Origin of the sequence: Corynebacterium doosanense CAU 212 = DSM 45436 (assembly GCF_000767055.1) — a bacterium.
In the GTDB taxonomy this organism is placed as follows: domain Bacteria; phylum Actinomycetota; class Actinomycetes; order Mycobacteriales; family Mycobacteriaceae; genus Corynebacterium; species Corynebacterium doosanense.
On the sequence record NZ_CP006764.1, the window covers coordinates 311354 to 335580 of the forward strand.

The window sequence follows — 24227 nt, forward strand, 5'->3', positions numbered from 1 at the left end:
TGATGGTGGGAAATTTTTATGTCTGAGAGTCTAATTAGTCCGGTGAGTGTACTCGCCATCGGCTACCTTACTGGGATTTTCCGGCGAATGTGGTCTTAAGTGAATACGGGAACCTGCTCACGACGCCCGGGTCCGGCCGCGACCCGCCGCCCAGATGCCGCCGGCGGCCACGGCGACGATGCCGGCGAGAACGCCCGCGCCGATGCCGATCTCCCGGGCCCCGGGCATCTGGAACAGCGGAACCGGGTCCTTGAAGGTGCGGATTTCCCAGCCCTTCTCCAGTGCCGCCTTCTTCATGGCACGGTCCGGGTTGACCGCGACGGGGTTGCCCACCGCCTCGAGCATGGGGATGTCCGTGGCCGAGTCGGAGTACGCGTAGCTCGACTCCATGTCGTAGCCCCGCTCGGCGGCCAGCTTCATCATCGCCTCCGGCTTGGCCGGGCCTTTGAGGTAGGTGAGGATCTCACCGGTGAAGTGGCCGTCGACGATCTCCAGCTCGGTGGCGACGATGTCGTCGATCCCCAGTTCCTCGGCGATGGGGCGCACGAGCTGGCTGGCGGAGGCGGAGACGATGACGATGTCGTGCCCGGCACTGCGGTGGAAGCGGATCAGCTCCCGCGCCTCTGAATATATTGCCGGGGTGACCACGTGATGCAGTGCCTCGTCGGCGATCCGCAGGACCTCCTCCACCTCCCATCCGGAGACGAGTGCGGCGAGGTGGTCGCGGGTGGCGTCCATCTGTTCACTCGACTGCCCCACCATGACGTAGCTGGCCTTCGCCAGAGACATCTGCACTGCCTCGGCGTGGGAGATCAGGCCGTTGTGCATGAACTCCCGGCCATAGGCGAAGGCGGAGCTCGTGGCGATGATGGTCTTGTCCAGGTCAAAGAAAGCCGCGGTGCGACGGGCACCGGGCCGCTGCATGCCCGCGGAGGCGGGCTGGTTTGACTGGAATTCCATGATGTGTGAAGTCTACGTCCCTGCGGGGGAAGGTGCGCACAAACGGGCTGTGACACGTGGGGTTGTTGTGGCAAATGGTACCAGTAGGGCTATCGTCCGGCCGGCCGAGGAATGTTACGGGACGGGCCGGCGACCGGTAAGGGTTGGAATTACACGGGTGATATGCGATAATCGTTTGTGCAAGGTCCCGATTTTACGGTTGACCTGCCCCGGCCCGCCCCCCGAGGCCGGGTTGATGGCCCGCGCATCCCCCCGAAGCGCGGGCCGTCGCTATTTCTCCACTCTTTTTGGTGACAGCTGCACAATCTGCCGGGTTATCCCCAGGTCTGGACCGCCTCTGGCCGGCGACGTCCCGAGATGGGCGAGAGTTGCGGACATGCCCACCAGCGTTGACCGTCCGGACGCCTTCGTCCTCGTCGCCGTCGCAGATCCCGTCCTCCACCCCGAAGCTGTGCACGTCGCCGCCGCGACCACCCGGCCGGTCATCGACCTCACCGACCCGCAGCAGACAGCTGAGCTGCGCAGATACCTCAGCCGGGCGGCAGCCATCCTTGTCGACGCAGAGTTCGCCGCCGGCCTGGGGGACACGGACACCCACGAGGCGCTGTTCTTCCTCACCTCGGACCGCACGCCCATGGACTGGGAAACGGCGCTGCGCTGTCATGCCGCGCAGGCCTTCATCCTCCCGGCGCAGTCCGCGGACCTGCTGTCGCGTATGTCGGAGCTGGCCACGACCCACCGTGCCCGCGGCGGCGGTCATTCCTCGGCGTCGACCACCATCGCCGTCGCCGGCGCAGTCGGCGGCGCGGGGGCCTCGACGTTCGCGGCTGCCCTGGCGCGGCTGTCCCCCGAGCCGGTCACGCTCATCGATGCGGACCCGGCCTCCGGTGGCCTCGACCTGCTGCTGGGGATAGAGGACACACCCGGCGCGCGGTGGCCAGATCTCCTCCTGGGAGAGAACTCCGGCGGGCTCATCGACGCCGGGGACCTCCGCGCCGCCCTGCCCACCACCGTCGATCACGTGGCTGTGCTCTCCGCCGCCCGCACGACGATCGCCGACCCGTTCACGGTGGGCCCCGCCCATCTGGCCACCGTGCTGTCGTCGCTGGCGGGCGGGCCCGGCGTGGTCGTGGTGGATCTTCCTGCCGCGAGCGATCCACCGGCGTGCGATCTTGTCGCGGTGATCGTGCCCACGGAGGTTCGTGCGACCTCGGCTGCGGTCCGCTACCTGCACCGGCTCCGCGCGAGCAGAACCAGTCATGTCGTGCTCACCCGCAGGCGCGCCTGGTCCGGCATGGAACCTGCCGACGTGCGCCGGGTACTGGGCAGCGACCCGGTCGCCGACGTGGCCACGGTCGCCGCGCTTCCCCGCCAGGCGGAGATCTCGGGCCTGCCCCGGCGGCTGCCGGCGACGCTCCGGCGGGCCGCGGCCGCGGTGCTCGCCGAGGCAGGGGTGGCGTCGTGAGCGACCTGCTGGAGCGGATCCAACGCCGGCTCATCGATGAGCCCCGCCTGGCTGACGCGGATCCCGCTGAACTCGCCCGGGTAGTGCGCGAGGAGGCGGGGGTGATCAGCGACCTCGATGTCCTCGACGTGCTGCGCAGACTGCGCGACGACGTCACCGGTGCCGGCCGGCTGGAGCGGCTCCTGGCTCTCGACGGGGTCACCGACGTCCTGGTCAACGGGCCCGGGGAGATCTGGTTCGACCGGGGATCCGGTCTCGAGCAGGCCACCCTGACCTTCTCCTCCGCGGGGGACGTGCGCAGACTCGCCACCCGGTTGGCTGCGGCCTGCGGACGGCGGCTCGACGACGCCCAGCCTTTTGTCGACGGCCGCTTGTCCCGCCCCGACGGCTCGGTCGTCCGGGTCCACGCGGTTCTCGGACCGCCCTCGCGTACGGACACCCTCATCAGCCTCCGGGTACTGCGCCAGGCCCGGACGAGGCTGCCCGACCTCGTCGCGGCCGGAGCACTGAGCGCCGAGGTCGCCGACCTACTACGCGGCATGATCGCCGCCCACCGGTCCTTTCTCGTCGTCGGTGGCACCGGGACGGGGAAGACCACCATGCTGTCCGCCCTACTCGCGGAGGTCGCACCGTACGAACGCATCGTCTGCATCGAGGACACCGCGGAGCTGGATCCCTCACATCCCCACGTGGTGGGGTTGACCACCCGGGCGGCGAACGCCGAGGGCGCCGGCCGGATCACCATGTCGCAGCTGCTGGTGCAGGCCCTGCGCATGCGGCCTGACCGGGTGGTCGTGGGGGAGATCCGGGGTGCCGAGGTCGTCGACCTGCTCACCGCCCTCAACACCGGCCACGACGGGGGCGCGGGAACCCTGCATGCCAATTCGTCCGCGGAGATCCCTGCCAGGATGGAGGCCCTGGCGGCGCTCGGCGGCCTGGACCGCGCGACGCTGCATTCGCAGCTGTCCGCCGCCGTGCACCTCGCCCTGGTGATGAAACGGGGCACAGACGGTCGCCGGCGACTGCACCAGATCGCCCAGCTCGAGGGGAACCCGGTTGAGGCCACCGTTCTCTGGGAGTCGGGCCAGGCTGTGTCCGACCGGGTCCGCGCGGCCATGACGGGGGAGAGGCCATGACCCCGGTCCTGCTCGCCGCGGCCCTGCTGGTGGGAACCGGCTCCCCGGCCGCACGCCTGGGACGACGAGATCCCGGGCAGCGTGGCAACCGCCTGGCCCGCGTAGCGCCCGCCCTCGCCGGGTTTGCCCTGCTGCTGTTCTTCCTGGCTGGACGAGCCACCGTGGTGCTTTCTGCCCTCACGGTCCTGGCCACGGCCGCCTTCCTCATCGACCGGGCACGAGCCAGCCGCCGGGCCCGCAACATCGAGTCCGCGACCACGACCGTCCTCGGCCTGGTCGTCGCCGACCTGCGGTCGGGCGCGCTCCTCGGCCCCTCCTTCGCCAGGGCCGCGGGATCGTTGCCGGATTCCGCACCGAAGGAGCTGGCACACTGCTTCACGACGGCCGCCCACCACATCTCCCGCGGGGGCGAGGGACACGTCGCCCTGGCCGCGGTTCCCGAGCTCGGAGCCGTGTCCCGGATCTGGGCGCTCGCGGACACCCACGGGCTCCCTGCCGCACCGCTGCTGGAACAGGCGCGGGTGCGACTCGCTGCCCGGGCCCGCCACCGCTCCGCGACCACGGCGAGCCTGCAGGGGCCGCAGGCCACGGCCGTGATCCTGTCCGCCCTGCCCCTCGCGGGCATCGCGCTGGGATCTGGGATGGGGGCGAACCCGCTGAGCTTTCTCCTCTCCGGCGGCGTGGGCGGGTTCCTTCTGCTGGGCGGAGTCGCTCTCATCTGCGGCGGGCTGCTCATCTCCCGGGCGCTGATCACGAGGGCCAGCGCATGAACCTCCCTCTTCTGTTCCTGCTTCTCGCGGGCGCCTGTGCCGTGGGCACGGTGCCTCCGGCGCGGCGCGTGGCCCGGGCCGGAGAATCCCCGAAATCCCCCAGAGACGGGCCCGGCGCCCCGGATCAGATAGAACTCGCCGACGACATCGAGCTGTTTGCCATGTGTCTGACGTCGGGGCTGCCGGTCTCGGCCGCGGCCCGGGCGGTGTCGTCCGCGGCGGGCAACAGCACCGTAGAGCACTGGCGGCGCATCGCCAACCTCCTCGCCGTCGGGGTGGCCGTCGACCGTGCCTTCCTTGACGTCGAGCACTATCCGGGTTTCTCCGACCTCGCCCGGCTTGTCCGACGTTCCGCGGACTCGGGTTCTGCCGTGGCCGAAGGCTGCCAGGACCTCACCAGCCACCTGCGCCAGAAGGCGGCCGATCAGGCCGTGGCCCGTGCCGAACGCGCAGGAGTCCTCATGTCCATCCCACTGACCGGGTGTTTCCTCCCGGCCTTCCTCGTCCTCGGACTCGCCCCGGTCATCATCGACCTGGGCGCCGACATCCTCTCTCGCTAACCCACTCAAGGAGATCCTCATGTCCCTCATCCACCGCATCCACGCCCTCACCGCCAACGACCGCGGCATGTCCACCGTCGAATACGCCATGGGCTCGCTCGCCGCGGCCGCGCTCGCCGCCGTCCTCTACGTGGTCATTAACGGCGATGGCGTCACCACCGCCATCGAGTCCATCATCACCGACGCCCTGTCCAACACCCCGGCCTGATCCCGCCCATGAATCGCCTGCGTCTCGACGATCGCGGATCCGTCACCATCGAAGCCGCGCTCGCCCTCGCCAGCCTGGTCATCGTCGCGGCCGCCATCGTCGGGGCCATGGCGACCATGGCCGCCAAGATCTCCTCCGTCGACATCGCGGGTGCCGCAGCGCGCGCCCACGCCGTCGGCCTTGACTATGACCCGCCCCGGGGCACGGTCTCCGTCGAGGAAAACGCCGGTCTCATCACCGTCACCGCCGAGGTCCCCGCCGCGATCGGCACGATGTCCTCCCAGGCGATCTTCCCCGTGGAGACGCCGTGAGCAGACTGCTCCGTGACGACTCCGGCAACGCCACCATTGTCGCCGCTGGCATCATCGCGGCGCTGGCCTCACTGTGTTTTGTCGTCGCCGCGGTGGGTGGCGAACGCCTCGCGGCCCACCAGGCGAGGCTGGCCGCCGACCTCTCCGCGGCCGCGGGCGCCCATGCCCTCGCCTACGGCGAAGACGGTTGCGACGAGGCCGGCCGCGTGGCGGCACTCAACCACGCGGACCTCACCACCTGCCGCCCGGAGGACACGGACATCGTGCTTACCGCCCGCGTCGACGGGGAGGAGGCCAGCGCCCGCGCCGGGCCGATCTGACTCAACCGGTCATGCTCACCAGAGCGCCCAGCAGCTTCAGCGCCCCGGCCTTGTCCAGGGGGTTGTTGCCGTTGCCGCACTTGGGCGACTGCACACACGACGGGCAGCCGGACTCGCACGCGCAGGCACGCACCGCCTCGAATGTCGCCTGCATCCACTCCGGGAAACGGGAGAAGCCCTCGTCGGCGAATCCCGCGCCGCCGGGATGGCCGTCGTAGACGAAGACGGTGGGTAACCCGGTATCGGGGTGCAGGGCCGTCGATACGCCGCCGATGTCCCACCTGTCGCAGGTGGCCAGCAGGGGGAGCAGGCCGATGGCCGCGTGCTCGGCGGCGTGCAGCGCGCCGGGAACCTCGCCCGCGGTGATGCCGGCGGCGCTGAGCACGAGGGGGTCGACGGTGTAGGCCACCGCGCGGGTCACCAGGCGTTGCTGCGGCAGGTCGAGCGGGATGTGCCCGCCGACGGTGCCGTCGGGGAAACGCACGATGTAGCCGGTGACCTGGTCGGTGACCTCGACGTCGACGTTGGAGACCCACAGGCCGGGGGAGTAGTTGATCAGCTCGTCCTCCCCGGGGTTGGAGAGGATGCGGATGTCGGTGACCGATCGTGCGCTCGTGGAGTAGTCCGGCGTGTCCGGGTGGGCCAGTGCCAGGTAGTCGTCGAGGTTGAGTTCGTCGATGACGTAGCTGGTGCCCTGGTGGAGGTACACCGCACCGGTGTGCACCTGGGTGGCGGCGCGGGCGGTATCGACGGTGCCCAGGAGTCGGCCGTCGGTGGCATCGACGATCATCACCTCATGGCCCGAGCCGCCCCGGACGGCCACCGAGTTGTGTGCGGTCTCCGGCGTGGGCAGCTCGTCCACCCCCGCGGGGCGCGGGACGGGGAACCATCCGGAGGCGCGGCGGCGCAGCAGCCCCAGCTCGGAGAGCTCGGCGACAACGGACTCGGCGCCGAAGTCCCGGACGTCTGCATCCGACAGCGGGGCTTCGACGGCCGCGCAGTACATGTGGCCACGCAGGATGTACGGGTTGCGGGGGTTGAACACATTCTTCTCCACTGGCCGGCCGAGCAGCGCCTCCGGGTGGTGCACGAGGTAGGTGTCCATGGGGTCGTCCCGGGCGACGAGGATGACCAGCGAGCCCTGCCCGCGGCGACCCGCGCGGCCGGCCTGCTGCCAGAAGCTGGCCACGGTGCCGGGGTAGCCGGCGGTGATGACGGCGTCGAGGCCACCGACGTCGATGCCCATCTCCAGGGCGTTGGTGGTGGCCACCCCGAGCAGATCGCCGTTGTCGAGCATCTTCTCCAGCTTGCGGCGGTCCTCCGCGAGGTACCCCGCGCGGTAGGAGGCGATGCGCCGGCCGAAGTCCGGCCGGCCCATCGAACCCAGCTCCTGCTGCGTCACCAGGGCGGTGATCTCCGCGCCGCGCCGGGAGCGCACGAAGGTCAGCGTGCGGGCACCCTCGGCTACGGCGACGGCCATGAGACCGGCGGCCTCGGTCGTGGCGGAGCGGCGCACGGGCGCGCCGTTCTCCCCCTCAGCACCCTCGATGAACCCCGGTTCCCACAGCGCCACCGTCCGTGAACCGGTGGGCGCACCGTCGTCGGTGACCGCCAGGGCCTCGCGACCGGTCAACCGGCGGGCGTTGTCGGCAGGATCGGCGGCGGTGGCGGAGGCGAGGATGACCCTGGGTGAGGCGCCGTAGCGGGCGGCGACCCGCAGCAGCCGGCGGATGACCAGCGCGACATTCGCTCCGAAGACCCCGCGGTAGCTGTGGCATTCGTCGATGACGATGTACTGCAGCTTGCGCAGCACCCGCGCCCAGCGCTGGTGTGCCCCGAGCAGGGAGACGTGCAGCATGTCGGGGTTGGTGAACACGAAGCGGGAATGGTCGCGGATGCCGGAGCGCGACTCGACCGGGGTGTCGCGGTCGTAGGGGGCCGGGTGGATGCCGCCGAGCTCCGGAATTTCGCGCACGAGACGCATGACGGACTGCAGCTGGTCGGAGCCGAGCGCCTTCGTCGGGGTGAGGTACAGGGCCGTCGCGGTGGGATCGGCCGCGAGCCGGGTGAGGATGGGCAGTTGATAACCGAGGGACTTGCCCGAGGATGTTCCCGTGGAGACGATGACGTCGTGGCCCTCCCAGGCCGCCTGGGCGGTGGCCACCTGGTGGGTCCACGGACGGGTGATGCCGGCGTCGATGAGCGAATCCCGCAGCCCGGGCAGGACCCAGTCGGGCCAGTCCGTGTGCCGAGAGGGGCGGGCGGGGATGGTGGCGCGGTGGGTGAGGGTGGATTCGGGGAAGCGGCGCAGGGCCTGTTCCAGTAGTTCGGATCCGACGTCGGACACCGTAATTCACCCCCGGGGGTAGCGGTTTACATAGGTTTTTACAGGTATTTTACAAGCAGGGAGGTACAAATCGCCCGATCCATGAAACACTAAAGGAGGTCGCGGATTCTGGCGCAGTTCTTGATAGGTGCTCGCAAAAGAAATACACGCGGGCATCAGGTTTCCTCTCCGAGGGGGCTTGGTGGTTCGACCCGACCCGGCAGTGGATAAAGAATATCCGCGTCCGACCAATCCCAATCTTTTGAAGAGGTTTACATCATGGCAACTGGTACCGTTAAATGGTTCAACGCTGAAAAGGGCTTCGGCTTCATCGCTCCCGACGACGGCTCCGCCGACGTCTTCGTCCACTACTCCGAGATCCAGGGTTCGGGCTTCCGCACCCTCGAGGAGAACCAGCAGGTCGAGTTCGAGGTCGGCGAAGGCGCCAAGGGCCCGCAGGCACAGCAGATCCGCGCTCTCTAAGAGCACGTAAAAATCCCCCGTCGCTTTCGCAGCGAACGGGGACTTTTTCATGCCCGGGACAGGGCCTGGCGCTCGTCGCGCCACTCCATGAAGCGGCCCTGCGCCTTCTGCACCAGCAGACCCACCAGCATGCCCGCGAGGATTCCCGCCACCATGCCGATGAGCGGCGAGCCCTGGAAGAGCATGCCGCCGAGGTAACTCGCCCCGGAGATCATGCCCGCCCACACCAGCACGCCGAGGGTGTCGAAGAAGAAGAACAGGAACCAGTTGTAACGCACCGACCCCAGCATGAGCGTGAGCACCCACCTGGCCCAGGGGATGAAACGGGCGATGATGATCGCGGCCCCGCCGTAGAGGCGCATGGCGCGGCGGATCCAGCTCAGTGCCCGCCCGGGCCGGGAGTTCGGCCGGATGCGGTCGACCCGGTCCTTGAACCGGTGTCCGGCGTAGAAGCAGATGTTGTCGCCGATCATGGCCCCGGCGACGGCGAACCAGATCAGGTGCCAGATGTCCGGCGATCCGGTGGAGCCGGACCACGCCGCGCCGATGCTGAGGATCGTCTCGCTGGGAATGAGGGGAACCAGGGAGTCGACCAGGGTGAACAGCGTGACTATGGGCAGGAAGGCCGGGTAATTGACCACCGACTCCACCCAGAGGGTGAGCTGATCTTGCACGTTGAATAGTCCCGTCGATAAGCACGTGTGGATGTGTCGACCGATTCTATCCCGTGCGTCGCCGCCGGGGCCGCCCGGATCCGGCAGGCGCACCATTAAATACAGAGTAACGTGACACCGACGGGGTGGTCTGCGCTAGAGTCTGGCGATAAACACTCGAACACGGGTGTGACTGATCATCCGTGATCACCCGGGAAGGACGCGTAGACACATCGTGACGGAAGAAAACGGCGCAGGGGGCAAGACCCTCGTTATCGTCGAGTCGCAGACGAAGGCCAAGAAGATCCAGAAGTACCTCGGCAACCGCTACATCGTCGAGGCCTCGGTCGGCCACATCCGCGACCTTCCCCGCGGTGCCGCGGACGTCCCGGCGAAACACAAGAAGGAGCCGTGGGCGCGGCTCGGCGTCGACACGGACAACGGCTTCAAGCCGCTGTACGTGGTGAGCAACGACAAAAAGAAGAAGGTCGCCGACCTCAAGTCGAAGCTCAAGCAGGCCGACCAGCTCTTCCTCGCGACAGACCCCGACCGTGAGGGCGAGGCCATCGCGTGGCACCTGCTCGAGGTGCTCAACCCCAAGGTGCCCGTGCGCCGCATGGTGTTCAACGAGATCACCGAGGCCGCCATCAAGGACGCCGCGGCGAACACCCGCGACATCGACGACAACCTTGTCGATGCCCAGGAAACCCGTCGTATCCTCGACCGCCTCTACGGCTACGAGGTCTCCCCCGTGCTGTGGAAGAAGGTCATGCCACGGCTGTCCGCGGGGCGTGTCCAGTCCGTGGCCACCCGTGTCATCGTCGAGCGTGAGCGCGAGCGCATGGCGTTCGTCGCGGCCGGCTACTGGGATCTCACCGCCGACCTGGACACCGGCCAGAAGTCCGGCGATCCGGAGAACCCCCGTTCCTTCCAGGCCCGGCTGACGGGCGTCGACGGCAAGCGTGTGGCCCAGGGCCGCGACTTCGGCGACGACGGTGTGCTCAAGGACGCGAAGGGTGAGCTCATTGTCGTCGACAAGCCCACCGCCGAGGCGCTGGCCTCGGGGCTGCGGGATGCGGCGATGACCGTCGCGGCGGTCGAGGAGAAGCCGTACTCGCGCAAGCCGCAGGCGCCGTTCATGACGTCGACGCTGCAGCAGGAGGCCGGTCGACGCCTGCACTTCACCTCCGAGCGCACCATGCGCATCGCGCAGCGGCTGTACGAGAACGGCCACATCACCTACATGCGTACGGACTCGACCTCGCTGTCCGCGCAGGGCATGTCCGCCGCGCGCAACCAGGCCAAGGAACTCTACGGCCAGAACTACGTCTCGGACGCGCCCAGGCGCTACGACCGCAAGGTGAAGAACTCCCAGGAGGCGCACGAGGCGATCCGGCCAGCAGGAGAGCGCTTCTCGACGCCGGGTCAACTCTCCGGCCAGCTCGACACCGAGGAATTCAAGCTCTACGAACTGATCTGGGCCCGCACGGTCGCCTCGCAGATGGCCGATGCCCGGGGCACCTCGATGAAACTCACCATCACGGGCACCGCCGCCACCGGCGAGCAGACCGAATTCTCCGCCACCGGCCGCACCATCACCTTCCCCGGTTTCCTCCGGGCACTCTCCGGCGACGCGGGGGAGAAGAACGACACCCCGCGTCTGCCCCAGCTGAGCAGGGGCGACGACCTGACCGTGGACAAGATCACCGCGGACGGGCACACCACCAACCCGCCGGCGCGCTACACCGAGGCTTCCCTGGTGAAGAAGATGGAGGACCTGGGCATCGGTCGCCCGTCGACGTACGCGTCGATCATCAAGACGATCCAGGACCGCGGTTACGTCTACGCCCGGGGTAACGCTCTCGTGCCCAGCTGGGTCGCGTTCGCCGTGGTGGGGCTCATGGAGTCCAACTTCACCTCGCTGGTGGACTACGAGTTCACCTCCTCGATGGAGGATCAGCTCGACGCCATCGCCGAGGGTTCCGAGGACCGCACGGAGTGGCTCACCGGTTTCTACTTCGGTGACGCGGACGCCAGCGACGAGAAGGCGGAGGCGATCGCCAAGCGCGGCGGTCTGAAGTCGCTCATCGACGTCAACCTCGAGGCCATCGACGCCCGTCAGGTCAACTCCCTGCGGCTGTTCACCGACTCCGAGGGCCGCGACATCGTCGTGCGTGTCGGCCGCTACGGCCCGTACATCGAGCGTGTCGTCGGCCAGACGAAGGACGGCGAGCCCGAGTACCAGCGCGCCAACCTCCCCGAGGCCACCACCCCGGACGAGCTCACCCTCGAGGTGGCGGAGAAACTCTTCGCCACCCCGCAGGGCGGGCGCGAGCTCGGCCAGAACCCGGCGAATGACCGTGTCGTGGTGGCCAAGGAGGGCCGCTACGGCCCCTACGTCACCGAGCAGGTGCGTGACGACGAGCGTGAAAAGGCCGAGGCAGAGGCGGAGAAGGTCGTCGCCCGCGAACGCGAGCAGGAGGACGCGCAGCGCGCCGAGGAAGGCAAACGTAAGAAGAACTGGGACACCAAGACCGCGGAGAAGCAGAAGGAGAAGCGAGTTGCGGAAATCGTCGACGAGCTGCTCAAACCCTCCACCGCGTCGCTGTTCTCCACCATGGATCCCGGCTCGGTGACCCTCGAGGAGGCGCTGCGCCTGCTGTCGCTGCCCCGCGAGGTCGGCGTCGACCCTGCCGACGGTGAGCTCATCACCGCGCAGAACGGCCGTTACGGCCCGTACCTGAAGAAGGGCGCGGACTCCCGCTCTCTCGGTGGCGAGGAGGAGATCTTCACCGTCACGCTCGACGAGGCCCGGCGCATCTACGCCGAGCCGAAGCGTCGAGGGCGCGCCGCCGCGAAGCCGCCGTTGAAGACCCTCGGCGACAATGACGTCTCCGGCAAGCCCATGACCGTCAAGGACGGCCGCTTCGGCCCGTACGTCACGGACGGCGACACCAACGCGTCGCTACGCCGCGGCGACACCCCGGAGACACTCACCGACGCCCGTGCCAACGAGCTGCTCTCCGAGCGTCGCGCGAAGGAGGCCGCCGACGGCGGGGCTCCGGCGAAGAAGACGGCGGCCAAGAAGTCTCCCGTGAAGAAGACGACGGCGAAGAAAACCTCCTCAAAAAAGACCGTGAAAAAGCCGGCCAAGACCACCAAGCGTGTGGTCAAGGCCGGCTCCCGGAAGAAGTAGCTAGCTCGTCGCACTCTTCTCGCTGGCCGACTGCACCCAGCGGTAGCAGCCGAGGATGACGGCGACGAAGACGGCGATGCCCAGCCAGTTCGCCACCCCGGCGAAGGACTCGGGCATGACCGCCAGCGGTTCGGGCAGGCCCGTCGCCGCGATGACGCCCGCGAGCAGCACGCCGAAGAGGCTCTCGCCGACGATGAGGCCGGTGGCCAGCAGCACGCCCATGCGCTTGGCCGCCTCGGGGTTGCTGCGGCCTTCGGCCCAGCGGTTGTAGAACAGCCCGAGGAACGCGCCGACGGGGATGATGAGCGTGAGGCTCGCGGGCAGGTACATGCCCATGCCCACGGCCAGCGGCGGCAGGTGGAAACGGTTGCCGCTGACCCGGCCGAGGATCTCGTCGATGACGATGACCGCCGCGCCGATGAGCGCGCCGAGGCCGATGAGGTTCCAGTCGAGGGAGTCGCCGAAGATGCCCTCGGCCACCGAGGACATCAGGGCGGCCTGGGGAGCGGCCAACGCATCCTCGCCCGCGCCTTCCATGCCGGCGAAGCCGAAGCCCGTCAGCATGAGCTGGAGCACCGGGGGAATGATGATCGAGCCGAAGGCCACGCCGATGATGAGGGCGACCTGCTGCTTCCACGGGGTCGCGCCGACGAGCTGGCCGGTCTTCAGGTCCTGCAGGTTGTCGTTGGAGATGGTGGCGATACCGAAGACGACCGCGGCGGTGAACAGCGTGTAGGCCACCAGCGAGGGGCGTTGATGTCGCTCTCACTGCCGGTCACGGCCTTGATGAGCAGCGCGGCGGAGATGACCACGATGATGCCCACGCCGGAGATGGGTGAGTTCGACGCGCCGATGAGGCCGGCCATGTAGCCGCAGATGGAGGCGACGACGAGGCCGACGAGCAGCACGTAGACGATGCTGATGATGATCAGACCGCTGGCGTGGTGGGTGATCTCGGTGCCGTGGACGAAGACCCAGAGCAGCAGGCCGATGGGGATCATCGAGGCGAGAATGACACCGATCACGGTGGTGAAGGGGATGTCCCGCTCGGTCAGCGGCACGTCCTGGCCCGCCTGGCGTGAGCGCGAGGAGCGCAGCGCGTCGGTGATGCCGGAGACGATGGGGCGGATGATCTTCAGCAGCGTCCACACGGCGGCCACGGCCATCGCGCCGGCTCCGACGAAACGCACCTCGGAGGAGAACGTCGAGGCGACGATGTCGGAGATGTCGCCGGCGGCCGGGAGCTCCCCGGAGGTGAACCTCGGCAGCAGGATGAAGAAGGAGATGATGAGGCCGACCCACAGGCGATACCCACGGTGACGCCGACCAGGTGGCCCACGCCGATGAGCGCCAGGGAGAGGCTCGCGCCGAGCATCGTGCCGCCGGAGCCCACGCGGAACACGGTGGACACGGATCCGGCGACGGCCTTGAGTGCAGCAAGTAGGGAGAACCCGGCAGCGGCCAGCGAGCCGACGAGGATGACCCGCAGACCCTGCTGGTTCTCCTCGTGTGAACCCTGGTCGTCGCCGACACGCAGCACCTCGGCTGCGGCGACACCCTCGGGGAACGGCAGGTCGGAGCCGGTGACCAGCGCGCGGCGCAGGGGAATGGAGTACATGACGCCGAGGACACCGCCGAAGAGGCAGACCGCGGTGGTGATCCAGTAGGGGAAGCCCGACCACCAGCCGATCATCACCAGGCCGGGGAGCACGAAGATGATCGCGGAGAGGGTGCCGGCGGCCGAGGCGACCGTCTGCACGATGTTGTTCTCGGTGATGGTGTGACCGGCGAAGCGACGCAGCACGGCCATGGAGATCACCGCAGCGGGGATTGAGGTGGCGAAGGTCAGGCCGACCTTCAGGCCGAGATAGACGTTCGCGGCGGTGAACACCAGGGTGATGAGCCCGCCGAGAATGATCGCGCGGACCGTGAGTTCACGGGTCGGCGAGGAGGAGCGGGGTGGAGATACGGGCGTCGCCGTGGTGCGGCTCGCTTTCAGAGGGGTGGGCAGTAATGGAACCAGGAAAAGCTTATGGCATGGCTCACCCGGGAAGGAGTGGCACACTGGGAGACATACCCCGCACCCGGAAGAGAGGTAGCCCCCATGTCGAACCTGAGCGCCGTAGCCCTGAGTTGTTCGTTGAAGTCGTCGACCGAGGAATCCAGCAGTGAGCTCATGGCCAAGCATGTCCTGGCAGAGCTGGCCAAGAACGGCGTCACCGTCGAGGACCCTATCCGGGTCGCGGACCATGACGTCCACTTCGGCACCGACACCGACATGGGTGACGGCGACGGGTGGCCGGAGATCCGCGAGAAGATCCTCGCCGCCGACATCCTCGTGTTGTCCACCCCCATCTGGATGGGCCACCCGGCCAGCGTGGCCAGCATGGTCACCGAGCGCATCGACGCCGAATCCTCCAAGACCGGCGCGGACGGTCGCCCGACGATGTTCGGCAAGGTCGCGCTCGTCGCGGTCGTGGGCAACGAGGACGGTGCCCACAACGTCACGGCGGACATGATGCAAGCGCTTAACGACGTCGGGTTCACCATCCCAGCCCAGGGCGGAACCTACTGGGTCGGAGAGGCGATGGGTGATGTCGTCTACAAGGACCTCGACGAGGTTCCGGAGGTCGTTGCCGAGACCACCGCCACCGCCGCCCGCAACGCGGCCCACCTCGCGGGGCTGCTGGCAGGGAACAAGTACCCGGCATGATCGAACGCACGCTGGCCGGCGCCCGGGCACTGGTCGACTCCGTCCTGGTGGCCACCCGCGAACCCGAGCGCACCGTGTTCCTCGCGGCGCACGATCTCACCCTGCTGTCCCGGGTCCTCGGCTGGCAGCGTGTCCTCGCGGTGGCCGAGCCGCTGGCGCTGCCCATGCTGGCCGGCACCGCGCTGCGCGCCGGCAACGCCCCGCTGACCGGGGCACTGGCCGGCGGGACCGCCGCCCAGCTGATCCGCGCGCGCACGCCCGAGGCGGCCAACGTCACTGCTGCTGCGGCCGCCGCCGCACAGTATCTCGGTTACGCGGCGGCACTGGACGGCCGCAACTGGCCCGGGTTCGCCGTCCGCGCCGGGCTGGTCGCTGGCGGTCTGGGTCTGTCGGCGGCGAAAAACCGCCACGTCGCCTTGGCCACCCTCGCCGGCGGCCTGCCGCTCGCCTGGGCCGGTGCCTCGGCGAATGATCCGCGCACAACCACCCCCGGCACCAGCCACGGGGCGAACCTCCTGTTTGCCGCGGAGGGGCTGAACCTGCTGCGGGCGACGCTACTGCGGGGAAACACCCTGGTCAGCGCCGCTGCCGTCAGCCTCAGCCTGGTGGGTCAGATGTTGCTGGTCGACGGGATCACCCGGAAAACACGCTGAGCAGGTACACCGCCCCGAGCACGAGGTGGGCGAGCCCATGCAACGGCGTCACCCTCCGCCCCGCGAGCACGGCGACGGCCAGCAGAGCCAGGACCGCGAGCAGCATGAGGTTGACCGCGGACTCGGCGAAGACGATGCGTTGTCCGGTGAGCAGGCCGATGGTGAGCACGGTGGGTACGGTCAGCCCGACCACGGAGACCATCGCTCCGTAGGTGAGGTTGTATACCCGCTGGATCTCCCCGTTCCAGGCGGCACGCAGGGTGGTGATGCCCTCGGGGAGCATGACGATGGTGGCCACGGCCATCCCCGACAGCGCTGCCGGGGCGGAGACGCGGGTGAGGGCGGTGTCGAGAAGCGTGGCCATGTCGTGGCTGAGCAGCACGATCGGCGCGGCGGTGAGCAGCAGCAGCACCGCGTGGCGCCAGGCCGGGCCGGACGAGGTCTGGTCACCCTGCTCCACCGGCACGACCTCCCGGAAGTCCTCCGCCTGGCCCGTCATCTGCCGCCAGAGGAAAAAGGCGTACGCGCCCGCGGTGAGCACGATGACCACCACCGCCTGGGGCCCGGTGAAAGAACCGTCCACCCCGATGAGCCCGGGTAGGGCGAAGGTCAGCGCTCCGAAGACGATGAGCATGGTGAGGTAGGCGGAGACCCCGCGTTCGTTGAACGTGAGGGTGCCGTGGCGCAGGGTGCCCATGAGCACCGCCGCCCCGAGGAACAAACCGAGAAAGAGTATCGCCGCCGCCATGGTGGAGTCGCGTGCCACCGTGTCGTGCTCGCCCGGGCCGAACAGCACCGCGGCCAGCAGGGTGACCTCCATGCCGACGATCGACAGCGTGAGCACCAGCGTGCCCAGCGGGTCGCCGAGCAGGTGCGCCAGCTTCTCCGCGTGATGAAGCACACCGAGCGCGGCCACGAAGATCACGGCGATGACGGGCACCAGCCAGTGCGGTGAGGCGGGGGAGAGCACGGTGAAGGCGGCGAAACCCAGCCAGCCGGCGAGAAGGGGAACGAGGGGAGGCATGTCACGTCCTTGTCAGGAGGGGCCGTCCCCGAGCGTCAGTGCGGGCACCGGGTCGTCCCGGGGCCGAGATTTTTAAGGTATCACGAGTTGCCCAGCACCCGGCGGCCCAGCGGCGCGAGCACGGGCAGCAGCCGTTTGACCAGCGGCCCGATGAGCAGCGAGGCCGCCACGGTGCCCTCACGCACGCCCGCGAGCTCGCCGAGAAAGACCAGGGAGAGCACCACCGAGGTGAGCACCAGCGTGACGTCATTGACCACCTTCACGTTGCCGAAGACGTACCGCGGGTTGCCCCCGGAACGGCGCAGCAGCTCGTCGCTGATGGCCAGCACGATGCCCTCGCCCGCGAGGGTGACGGTGCGCGCGGTGATCTGCAGCGCGATGCCCAGGGCCATGAGAATGATCCCGGCGAGCGCCACCAGCCACTGGAGCAGGTAGTTGTCGGTGGTGGCACCGGCGGTGAGGTGCATGGCGACGTCGATAAGCGAGCCGAACACAAAGCCGACGGGGATCTGGAAGAGCTGCACCGGCTGGAAGCGACGACCGCGGATGAGGATCTGCGCGAGCACGAAGGTGAGGTTGACGATGATGGTCATCGTGCCGACGCTCAGCGAGAAGATGTAGCCGAGGACCAGGGAAACGTCGAGATCGGGGTCGTGCCCAGCCGGCTGTGCACCGACAGCGCGATGCCCGCCGACATGACGGAGAGGCCGACGAGCAGGACAAACAGGCGCAGTGCCTGGTTGATCACGAACGGTCCGCCAGCGTCGCCCGGACGGGACGGGCCAGCTGGGTCATGGTCCCGCGGCCGCGCAGCTCGATGGACTTCAGCGTGGTCCAGCGCGCCTGCTCGGCTTCGTTGGCCCCGCGCAGGGTCGCGGCGTTGGTGAGCACCCGGCCCGGGGTGTCCTTGGCCAGCTCCGTCAGGCGCGCCGCCAGGTTCACGGCGTCGCCGATCACGGTGTACTCGAAGCGGTCCTCGCTGCCGATGTTGCCTGCGACGACGTGGCCCGCGGCGACCCCGATGCCGGCCTGCAGACGCAGGTCACGGAGCTCGAGACGCAGCTCGCGGGCGGCGGAGAGTGCCCAGGACGTGGCGTCGGTGACGTTGAGCGGCGCGCCGAAGATCGCCAGCGCGGCGTCGCCCTGGAACTTGTTGATGATGCCCTTGTTGCGGTGCACGACATCGACCACGACGTTGAAGAACTTGTTGAGCTCCTCCACGACCTCCTCCGGGGAGTGGTTGACCGCGAAGTTGGTCGAGCCGATGACGTCGATGAACAGGACAGCGACCTTGCGGTCCTCGCCGCCGAGGCGGGGTTTCTCCTCCAGCGCGCGCTCGGCGACCTCGGTGCCGACGTAGTGGCCGAAGATGTCCCGCACGCGCTGACGCTCGCGCAGCCCACGCATCATCTCGTTGAATCCGGCCTGGAGCACACCCATCTCCGAGCCGTCGTAGATGTCCACCTGGGCGTCGGACTGCCCGCGGCGCACCTGATTGATGGCCTCCTGCAGCTCGTGGATGGGATCGGTGACACTCGCCGTGGACAGGCTCGTGCCCGCGTAACCGGTGAACAGGGCCGTCACGGCCAGGGCGAGGATCGCGGGGATGAGGTCGGCGGCGTCGTCCGAGAAGAACCCGGTCCACTGCCCGAGCAGGACCAGGACGATGCCCAGCACGGGCATCGCCGTGGTCATCACCCAGGTGATGCTGAGACGCTGCCGGATCGGCGGCTCCAGGGTCGCGTCCTCGAACCGGCGCGCCAGGGCCTCGGCCGCGACGGGGCGCACCATGCGCTCCGCCTGCAGGTAGGTCAGCAGCGAGACCACGGCCGTGGCCATGGCCAGCGTGATGCCCACGGCCAGCGCGGTGCGCCAACTGGAGCGCGCGGTGAGCGCCACGGCGATGGCGATGCCGATCGCCCACACCACCGCACACACGACGGCCTGGTAGACGGGGATGCGCATGACCAGGTAACGCACCATGTTCGGGTCGTGCTGGTCCGGGTCGCGCTGCCAGTCCAGGACGGGGCGAAACAGCAGGAGCGTGGCCACCACGGCGATGATCACCGCGAACCCGACGTAGACCACCCCGATCACGGTGAGGTGGGCCCAGCCGATGGCCAGATCGTCCAGCCCCGGCAGGGGGAGCAGATAGCGCGTGAAGAGCATGATGGCGATTGCCCCGGCCAGGTTCGAACTGAGAACGAGCGTGGCGTACAGGGGCCACGACGTGCCCCAGAGCCACTTCAGCCCTCTCAGTAATCTCTCCATGGTCGTCGATTCTAACCCGAGGGGCATTAGGCTCAGTCGGGTGAGAACGACAAGCGTGGCCGAACGACTCAGCGACATGCCGAAGGTGCGCGAGACCATCCTCTCGGCGGCCGCCGCCGCACAGGGGCTTCCCGACGCCGACCGCTACGCCATGACCCACTCCTGGGTCTTCACCGGACCTCCGGGCTCGGGCCGCAGCGTCGTCGCCCTGGCCTTCGCCCAGGCGTTGGTGTGCACCACCGAGGGTGAGCTGGGCTGCGGGCACTGCCAGGCCTGCGTGGATGTGCTCGCCGACGCCCACACCGATGTCGCCCACATCGTTCCCGAGGGCAACGTCATCGGCATCGACCTCGTGCGCGACACCATCATCCCCACCGCGCACTCCCTGCCCACCATCTCCCGCTGGCGGGTCATCGTCATCGAGGACGCCGACCGGCTTCGCGACGACGCCGCCAACACCCTGCTGAAGACCATCGAGGAGCCCCCCGCCCACACCGTGATCATCCTCTGCGCGCCGTCACTGGCGCCCGAGGACTTCATCCCCACGCTGCGCTCGCGGTGTCGCCACCTCTACATCCCCAGCCCCTCCACCGACCGCATTGTGCGCCTGCTCACCGAGGAGATGGGCGCCAGCGAGGGGGACGCGCGGCTGGCGGCGACGTCGTCGCTGCACCACATCGGCCGGGCCCGCAAGCTCGTCTCCATGCCCATCATGCAGAGCAGGCGGGCGCAGGCGATCAACCTCGCGGAGCTCATCTTCCACGGCGACCAGGCCTTCCAGGCGGTGAACTCCCTGATGAAGACGGTGGACAAGGAGATCAAGGAGACCTACGACGTCATCGACGAACGCGAGCTGAAGAAACTCGAGGACTCCCTGGGCATGGGTGCCAAGGGCAAGGGGGCGCAGAAGGCCGCCCGCGGGAGCGCCGGCGCGCTCTCGGACCTGCAGAAGGAGCAGAAACAGCGCCGCACCCGCGCGCGGACCGACATCCTCGACCTGGCGCTGGTGGACTTCGCCGGCATCTACCGCGACGCCATGCTCGTCTCCTCGGGTGCCGAGGTCGAACTCACCCACCCCGACTTCGAGCCGCTGGCCAGAGAGCTGGCCCAGCGCGGCGACCTGGACGCCTTCGTGCAGGCGCAGGAGGCGATCCGGGAATGCCGCGAGCGCCTCATCGGGTTTGTCGCCCCGCAGCTTGCCCTGGACGGCATGATCGGCCGGATCCGCAAGGCGCTCAAGGTCCGCTGACCAGCGTGTTTCCCGGCCCCGCGGTGGTGCGCTAAGGTATTTCCCTGGTATGCACGTACCGCGCCGCCTTAGCTCAGTCGGTAGAGCGTCTCACTCGTAATGAGAAGGTCGCGAGTTCGATTCTCGCAGGCGGCTCCACCAAAACCCCAGCTGGAACTATGTTCTGGCTGGGGTTTCTCTGCGTTCTAGGGGATCCCGAGTTGTTGGGAGTTGTTGCAGGTCGTTGGTTCTATTGCGGAACCAATCCGGAACGGATCCGGAACGCGTCGCCAGCGGAGGGCCATCGTGTCGAAGTAGCGATGAGGCATAAACACGATAGACTTCAGAAAAAGCAATACTCGAAGGAGGGAGGGGACCATGAGCACGCCAATGAACGCGCCCGAGGAACAACAGGAAATGCGACGCCCCGGCCTCCCGTATGAGCAGATCCAGGACATCAAGAGGCGTGCTCGTGACGCGGCTGGCCAAGTGTTGGATGTCTACTGGGATCTGGATAAATTCCCAGTCGATCCTGTTCGGCTCGCACAGGAGTACGGTGCGGAAGTATTCATCGGGGATTTGAAGGAAGACCTTGATGGCTTCATGGTCCCCCCGCGTGATGGATACGGTGCCCAAATCTATGTTGACACCGATTCGTCGCCTGCGCGCCAGCGTTTCACGACCGCGCATGAGCTCGGGCATCTCGTTGAAGACGGAGAACGGCTACAGGTAGACCGGCGAAGAGACGCTCTGTCCAAGGAGGGAACCGATCCTCATGAGTTATTTGCCAACGAGTTCGCGGCAAGCCTCCTCATGCCAGAGTTTGCGGTCCGTCAATTGGTCGCGGCGGGAATGGCCCGCGCTCGACTCCATGGGTTCTTTGGGGTGTCTCAGCTAGCGATGCAGCATCGGCTCAGGAACCTCCGGCTGAATGACTGACGCCGAAGATGGTGAGGTTCGCTACGGAAAGCCATCAGTACGATTCTCAAAGGATTTCCTAGACAAGAGAGTCAGTGACCTCTTGATCGACAGCCGGGTTGAAAAGGCGGAAGCTAAGCCAACCGAGGCTCTCCGAAGCATCAGTGAAGCGACCGAGCAACTGGTTTATGACGACCACGAGCTAGACCACAAGCTGAAGGGGTTCATTGGTCCCGCAGCTACCGCGCTCGTCGTAGCCCAGGTATTGATCATGAACCTCGGCTTCTTTCTGTATGTCGCGATTAGCTTCGGCGCGAAGAGAATTCCTGACAGCGCCGTCATGATCGCGTTCCTCACCACCAGTACCGCCGAGGTCGTTGGCCTGGCACTAGTCGTCACACGCTATCTCTTCCCCGAAAAGGGGGCGGGATGGAATGGCTGATGAAGGCAGGCCCTGCTCCGCTTCCTATTCCGCGGGGCGCGCAGTCCTAGGACCTTGAAAAGTTGTGTCATCGACTATTCAACCGCCCGCAGGCTCCTTCTTCTTCGTCGCTCCGCCCGCCGGTCCTCTTTCGCTCGATCCTGCCGCCGCTCCGCTTCGAGGTGAGCCTCCATCGCGCCGGGTAGTGCGTCGAGGTGGTCGTCCCACAGGTGGCCGTAAACGTCGAGGGTCATCGCCGCGGTGCGGTGGCCGAGCATTCGCTGCACGGTCTTGACATCGGCTCCGGAGGCGATGGCTACGGACGCGGCGGTGTGCTTGAGCGTGTAGGTGTCGATGCCCTCAATGCCGGCCGCCGCGGTCATCTTCGACCAGACCGCGCGCCAGCGGGCCTCCGTCCACACGTTGCCGCGCTCGTCCGGCAGGAGCCAGTCCTCGAGCCCGCGGTTCTCTGCGTCGTCCTCGAGGCCCAGGAGCAGATCCCCGCCCACGGGCACGTCGCGGTGGCGGCCGTCCTTGGTCGTGTCGATGTTGCCGAGCGCGTCGACATCGCGCCGGATGGCCAGCCGCCGGCGGTCAGGGTCGAGATCCTTGACCTTGAGTCCCTTCGCTTCGCCGGGTCGGATCCCGGTCATCAAGAGGACGAGGACGAGCAGGCGCGCGGATTCGTGTGGCGCCGCGGCGAGCAGGGCGTCGATCTCGTGGACTTTGAGGTAGCGGCGCTCGGACTTCTCCTGGCGGGGGATGTCCTCGGAGCGGATGGGGTTCTTGTGGATGATGCCCTGGTCGACGGCTAAGTCCATGAGGGCGTTGATGATGATGCCGACCTTGCGACGGGAGGCGGCGCCCAGCGGTCTCGCCGCCGATGCCGGGGTGCCCGTGCCCCGGGCCTGGCCGCGCGCCTGCAGGGTGGGCAGCCAGGCCGCGATGGTGGTGCGCTCGATCTCGCAGGCCGGGGTGTTCCCCCAGACGGGCTCGATGTGTTTCCACGCAGACCTGTAGCCGTCGACGGTCTTCTTCGAGCGCTCGGCCTTTGAGGCGATCCACGGCTCCCAGAGGTCAGCGAGCGTGATGTCGCGCTTGTCCTTGGTGATCCAGGTGCCGTCGACTTGGCCGACTTCGACGCGGGCGCGGTAGGCCTCGGCGGCGTCGCGGGTGGTGAAGCTCTCCTGGACTTCGCGGCCGTTCTCAGTCCAGACGACGGCCCATCGTTTGCCGGTGCCCCACCGCGCGGAGTGGACTCGGGTCTTTCGTGATTGCCTGTCGGGGTTGGCTTTCGTCCAGAGGTCTTTTACTCGTGCCACTGGTAGTCTCCTTGGTGTCTGATCGCCTCTCCCCCCGAGGGTGGTCAGGCGTGAGCTGGGCCCGCCCTTCCCCCGGAGGGCATGAGGCCGGCTGATATTGATCCCCGTCGCGCGCTGTCTTCCCGGACCTGCGCGGCGGGGATCTCTTTCGTTTTGGCTAGAACCCCATGGACTCGGCGACGACGCACCTGTCGACACCAGCGGGGAGGTCGTCCGCCATGCTGACGCCCGCGGCCTGTGCGGCCGAGGAGTTGTTCCGCGCGCCTCCGGAGACGGCGTAGAGGGTGCCATCCCGCAGCAGCCACACGTCGGACCGGGACTCGTCTCTGCCGGTGCCGTCAACGAGGCCGGCGCCGATCCACGTATCGTTGCCGTCCTTGATCAGCTGGGGGTTCTTGATCGTCATGCCGGGATCGTTGAGAATGCCGGTGACCATCTCGGCAGTGCCGTCATCGTCGACGCATCGTTCGTGCCGCACTGCGGCTGCCGGCGTCGGGCGCTCGGAACTCGCTGGCGCTTCCGAGGTTGTCGACTCAGGCTCCGGAGAAGCGGACGTCGCGGGGTCTGAAGAGGGCTGCTCTGTCGCCGACGTGGACTCCTCGGGAGCGTTGGTAGTTGTCTGCTCGCCGGCTGCTGTGTCGGTGGTGTCGCCTTCGAAGCCGAGGGCGTTGAGGATCCCGCCGAAGAGAAAGAAGGCTACGAGAACAATGAGGGCGATCCCCCACCACCGCTTGTACCAGGGCTTAGGGGACTTTTGGGGTTCGTTGTCATGTGATGGGATGGTGCTCATGAAGGTTTCCGTTCGTGTAGGTCCCGCGGGGAAGGGACTTTAGCTGGATAGTGATACTTCTACGGAAGCGTGGGATTCGCTTGTCGGAGTAACTGTGCAGGTGTAGTCGGTCCGTACTTCGCCACCATAAGCGTTCTCGGCGTCGACGTAGCCGCCCACTGACCAGCTGTTCGACGTCTTGGAGATGTCCGCCTCGAACAGGCCCTCGAAGTTGGCGGTGCCGGGAGCCCTTAGCTGGTCTTCGACTTTGTCGTGGCAGGCGTTTCTCGCTTCCGCCCGTGACCATCCCAAAATGTCGCTGGTGTCTTCAGCTGTCGAGTTGGCGGACGAAGTAGCCGGGGGAGTTTCCGATTTCTCTTCGTCTTCCCCGCGCATCGCACTGCATGCGCCGAAGAGGATGAAGATGATTATGAGCATGCATCCGCATCCAGCAACCTGGGAGCCTGTCGAGTTGGAGTTGCGAGATTGGCGAGCATTCTGGGCTGGGTTGCCCGTGGGG

General features: G+C 67.7%; 22 protein-coding genes, 1 tRNA gene and 2 pseudogenes. 15 read left to right on the forward strand and 10 right to left on the reverse strand.

Features of this window, described 5'->3' with window-relative positions:
- Positions 1 to 117 precede the first annotated feature (117 nt).
- Positions 118 to 960 carry an HAD family hydrolase gene (locus CDOO_RS01585; RefSeq protein WP_018021510.1) on the reverse strand — a complete coding sequence of 281 codons (843 nt, stop codon included), beginning with the start codon at positions 958 to 960 and terminating at the stop codon, positions 118 to 120.
- A gap of 376 nt (positions 961 to 1336) precedes the next feature.
- Here CDOO_RS01585 and ssd point away from each other — a divergent pair, with 376 nt between their 5' ends.
- Genes ssd through CDOO_RS01620 form a run of 7 tightly spaced genes read left to right on the forward strand, consistent with a single transcriptional unit; the run spans position 1337 to position 5730 of the window.
- Positions 1337 to 2425 carry a septum site-determining protein Ssd gene (gene ssd / locus CDOO_RS01590; protein ID WP_018021509.1) on the forward strand — a complete coding sequence of 363 codons (1089 nt, stop codon included), beginning with the start codon at positions 1337 to 1339 and terminating at the stop codon, positions 2423 to 2425.
- Positions 2422 to 3561: a TadA family conjugal transfer-associated ATPase gene (locus CDOO_RS01595; protein WP_018021508.1), complete on the forward strand. Its 1140-nt coding sequence runs from the start codon at positions 2422 to 2424 to the stop codon at positions 3559 to 3561. The genes ssd and CDOO_RS01595 overlap by 4 nt, the downstream gene beginning before the upstream one ends.
- Positions 3558 to 4331 (forward strand): hypothetical protein, encoded by a 774-nt coding sequence (locus CDOO_RS01600; RefSeq protein ID WP_018021507.1) that lies wholly within the window; start codon positions 3558 to 3560, stop codon positions 4329 to 4331. Before CDOO_RS01595 ends, CDOO_RS01600 begins: the two co-directional genes overlap by 4 nt.
- Positions 4328 to 4891, forward strand: a complete 564-nt coding sequence (locus CDOO_RS01605; protein ID WP_018021506.1) for a type II secretion system F family protein — start codon at positions 4328 to 4330, stop codon at positions 4889 to 4891. The genes CDOO_RS01600 and CDOO_RS01605 overlap by 4 nt, the downstream gene beginning before the upstream one ends.
- Before the next feature lie 19 nt (positions 4892 to 4910).
- Positions 4911 to 5099: a DUF4244 domain-containing protein gene (locus tag CDOO_RS01610; RefSeq protein WP_018021505.1), complete on the forward strand. Its 189-nt coding sequence runs from the start codon at positions 4911 to 4913 to the stop codon at positions 5097 to 5099.
- 8 nt (positions 5100 to 5107) lie between these two features.
- Positions 5108 to 5410: a hypothetical protein gene (locus tag CDOO_RS01615; protein WP_018021504.1), complete on the forward strand. Its 303-nt coding sequence runs from the start codon at positions 5108 to 5110 to the stop codon at positions 5408 to 5410.
- Complete coding sequence (locus CDOO_RS01620; RefSeq protein WP_018021503.1) at positions 5407 to 5730, forward strand: Rv3654c family TadE-like protein; 324 nt, start codon at positions 5407 to 5409, stop codon at positions 5728 to 5730. Before CDOO_RS01615 ends, CDOO_RS01620 begins: the two co-directional genes overlap by 4 nt.
- Position 5731: 1 nt before the next feature.
- Here the strand turns inward: CDOO_RS01620 and CDOO_RS01625 are convergent, their stop codons facing one another.
- Positions 5732 to 8077 (reverse strand): DEAD/DEAH box helicase, encoded by a 2346-nt coding sequence (locus CDOO_RS01625; protein ID WP_018021502.1) that lies wholly within the window; start codon positions 8075 to 8077, stop codon positions 5732 to 5734.
- A 258-nt stretch (positions 8078 to 8335) separates the two neighbouring features.
- On the opposite strand from CDOO_RS01625, the gene CDOO_RS01630 reads away from it, so the two are divergent.
- On the forward strand, positions 8336 to 8539 hold the full coding sequence (locus CDOO_RS01630; protein WP_018021501.1) for a cold-shock protein: 204 nt from the start codon (positions 8336 to 8338) through the stop codon (positions 8537 to 8539).
- A gap of 47 nt (positions 8540 to 8586) precedes the next feature.
- Here CDOO_RS01630 and CDOO_RS01635 read toward each other — a convergent pair whose 3' ends face one another.
- Complete coding sequence (locus CDOO_RS01635) at positions 8587 to 9309, reverse strand: DedA family protein (protein ID WP_245616232.1); 723 nt, start codon at positions 9307 to 9309, stop codon at positions 8587 to 8589.
- A gap of 118 nt (positions 9310 to 9427) precedes the next feature.
- Between CDOO_RS01635 and topA the strand changes: the two genes are divergently transcribed.
- Positions 9428 to 12388 (forward strand): type I DNA topoisomerase, encoded by a 2961-nt coding sequence (gene topA, locus CDOO_RS01640; protein ID WP_018021499.1) that lies wholly within the window; start codon positions 9428 to 9430, stop codon positions 12386 to 12388.
- On the opposite strand, the pseudogene CDOO_RS01645 reads toward topA, so the two are convergent.
- Positions 12389 to 14387 (reverse strand): annotated as a pseudogene (locus tag CDOO_RS01645) (OPT family oligopeptide transporter).
- 105 nt (positions 14388 to 14492) lie between these two features.
- On the opposite strand from CDOO_RS01645, the gene CDOO_RS01650 reads away from it, so the two are divergent.
- Together CDOO_RS01650 and CDOO_RS13165 are read left to right on the forward strand one after the other, a co-directional pair.
- Complete coding sequence (locus CDOO_RS01650; protein WP_018021497.1) at positions 14493 to 15101, forward strand: flavodoxin family protein; 609 nt, start codon at positions 14493 to 14495, stop codon at positions 15099 to 15101.
- Entirely contained in the window at positions 15098 to 15754 is a 657-nt protein-coding gene (locus CDOO_RS13165) for a hypothetical protein (protein WP_018021496.1), read from the forward strand. Before CDOO_RS01650 ends, CDOO_RS13165 begins: the two co-directional genes overlap by 4 nt.
- On the opposite strand, the gene CDOO_RS01660 is transcribed toward CDOO_RS13165, so the two are convergent.
- The 3 genes and pseudogenes from CDOO_RS01660 to CDOO_RS01670 form a co-directional block, all read right to left on the reverse strand.
- Positions 15735 to 16778, reverse strand: coding sequence for a calcium:cation antiporter (locus CDOO_RS01660; RefSeq protein WP_018021495.1), 1044 nt, complete (start codon positions 16776 to 16778; stop codon positions 15735 to 15737). The two genes, CDOO_RS13165 and CDOO_RS01660, sit on opposite strands and share 20 nt — an antisense overlap.
- 80 nt (positions 16779 to 16858) lie before the next feature.
- Positions 16859 to 17475 (reverse strand): annotated as a pseudogene (locus tag CDOO_RS01665) (YczE/YyaS/YitT family protein).
- 47 nt (positions 17476 to 17522) lie between these two features.
- Complete coding sequence (locus CDOO_RS01670; RefSeq protein ID WP_018021492.1) at positions 17523 to 19049, reverse strand: adenylate/guanylate cyclase domain-containing protein; 1527 nt, start codon at positions 19047 to 19049, stop codon at positions 17523 to 17525.
- A 40-nt stretch (positions 19050 to 19089) separates the two neighbouring features.
- Here CDOO_RS01670 and CDOO_RS01675 point away from each other — a divergent pair, with 40 nt between their 5' ends.
- The 4 genes from CDOO_RS01675 to CDOO_RS01690 all read left to right on the forward strand — a co-directional run bounded on the left by CDOO_RS01675 (position 19090) and on the right by CDOO_RS01690 (position 21637).
- Positions 19090 to 20298, forward strand: a complete 1209-nt coding sequence (locus CDOO_RS01675; RefSeq protein ID WP_245616233.1) for a DNA polymerase III subunit delta' — start codon at positions 19090 to 19092, stop codon at positions 20296 to 20298.
- Between the two features lie 62 nt (positions 20299 to 20360).
- A tRNA-Thr gene (locus CDOO_RS01680) sits at positions 20361 to 20436 on the forward strand.
- A gap of 219 nt (positions 20437 to 20655) precedes the next feature.
- Entirely contained in the window at positions 20656 to 21216 is a 561-nt protein-coding gene (locus CDOO_RS01685; RefSeq protein ID WP_018021490.1) for an ImmA/IrrE family metallo-endopeptidase, read from the forward strand.
- On the forward strand, positions 21209 to 21637 hold the full coding sequence (locus CDOO_RS01690) for a hypothetical protein (protein ID WP_018021489.1): 429 nt from the start codon (positions 21209 to 21211) through the stop codon (positions 21635 to 21637). Before CDOO_RS01685 ends, CDOO_RS01690 begins: the two co-directional genes overlap by 8 nt.
- Before the next feature lie 74 nt (positions 21638 to 21711).
- Here CDOO_RS01690 and CDOO_RS13510 read toward each other — a convergent pair whose 3' ends face one another.
- From CDOO_RS13510 to CDOO_RS01705, 3 genes are all read right to left on the reverse strand, one after another.
- Positions 21712 to 22938, reverse strand: coding sequence for a tyrosine-type recombinase/integrase (locus tag CDOO_RS13510; RefSeq protein WP_018021488.1), 1227 nt, complete (start codon positions 22936 to 22938; stop codon positions 21712 to 21714).
- Between the two features lie 157 nt (positions 22939 to 23095).
- Positions 23096 to 23728, reverse strand: coding sequence for a hypothetical protein (locus tag CDOO_RS14240; RefSeq protein WP_245616234.1), 633 nt, complete (start codon positions 23726 to 23728; stop codon positions 23096 to 23098).
- A 39-nt stretch (positions 23729 to 23767) separates the two neighbouring features.
- A complete protein-coding gene (locus tag CDOO_RS01705; protein WP_018021486.1) occupies positions 23768 to 24145 on the reverse strand; it encodes a hypothetical protein in 378 nt (125 codons plus the stop codon).
- Positions 24146 to 24227: the final 82 nt, after the last annotated feature.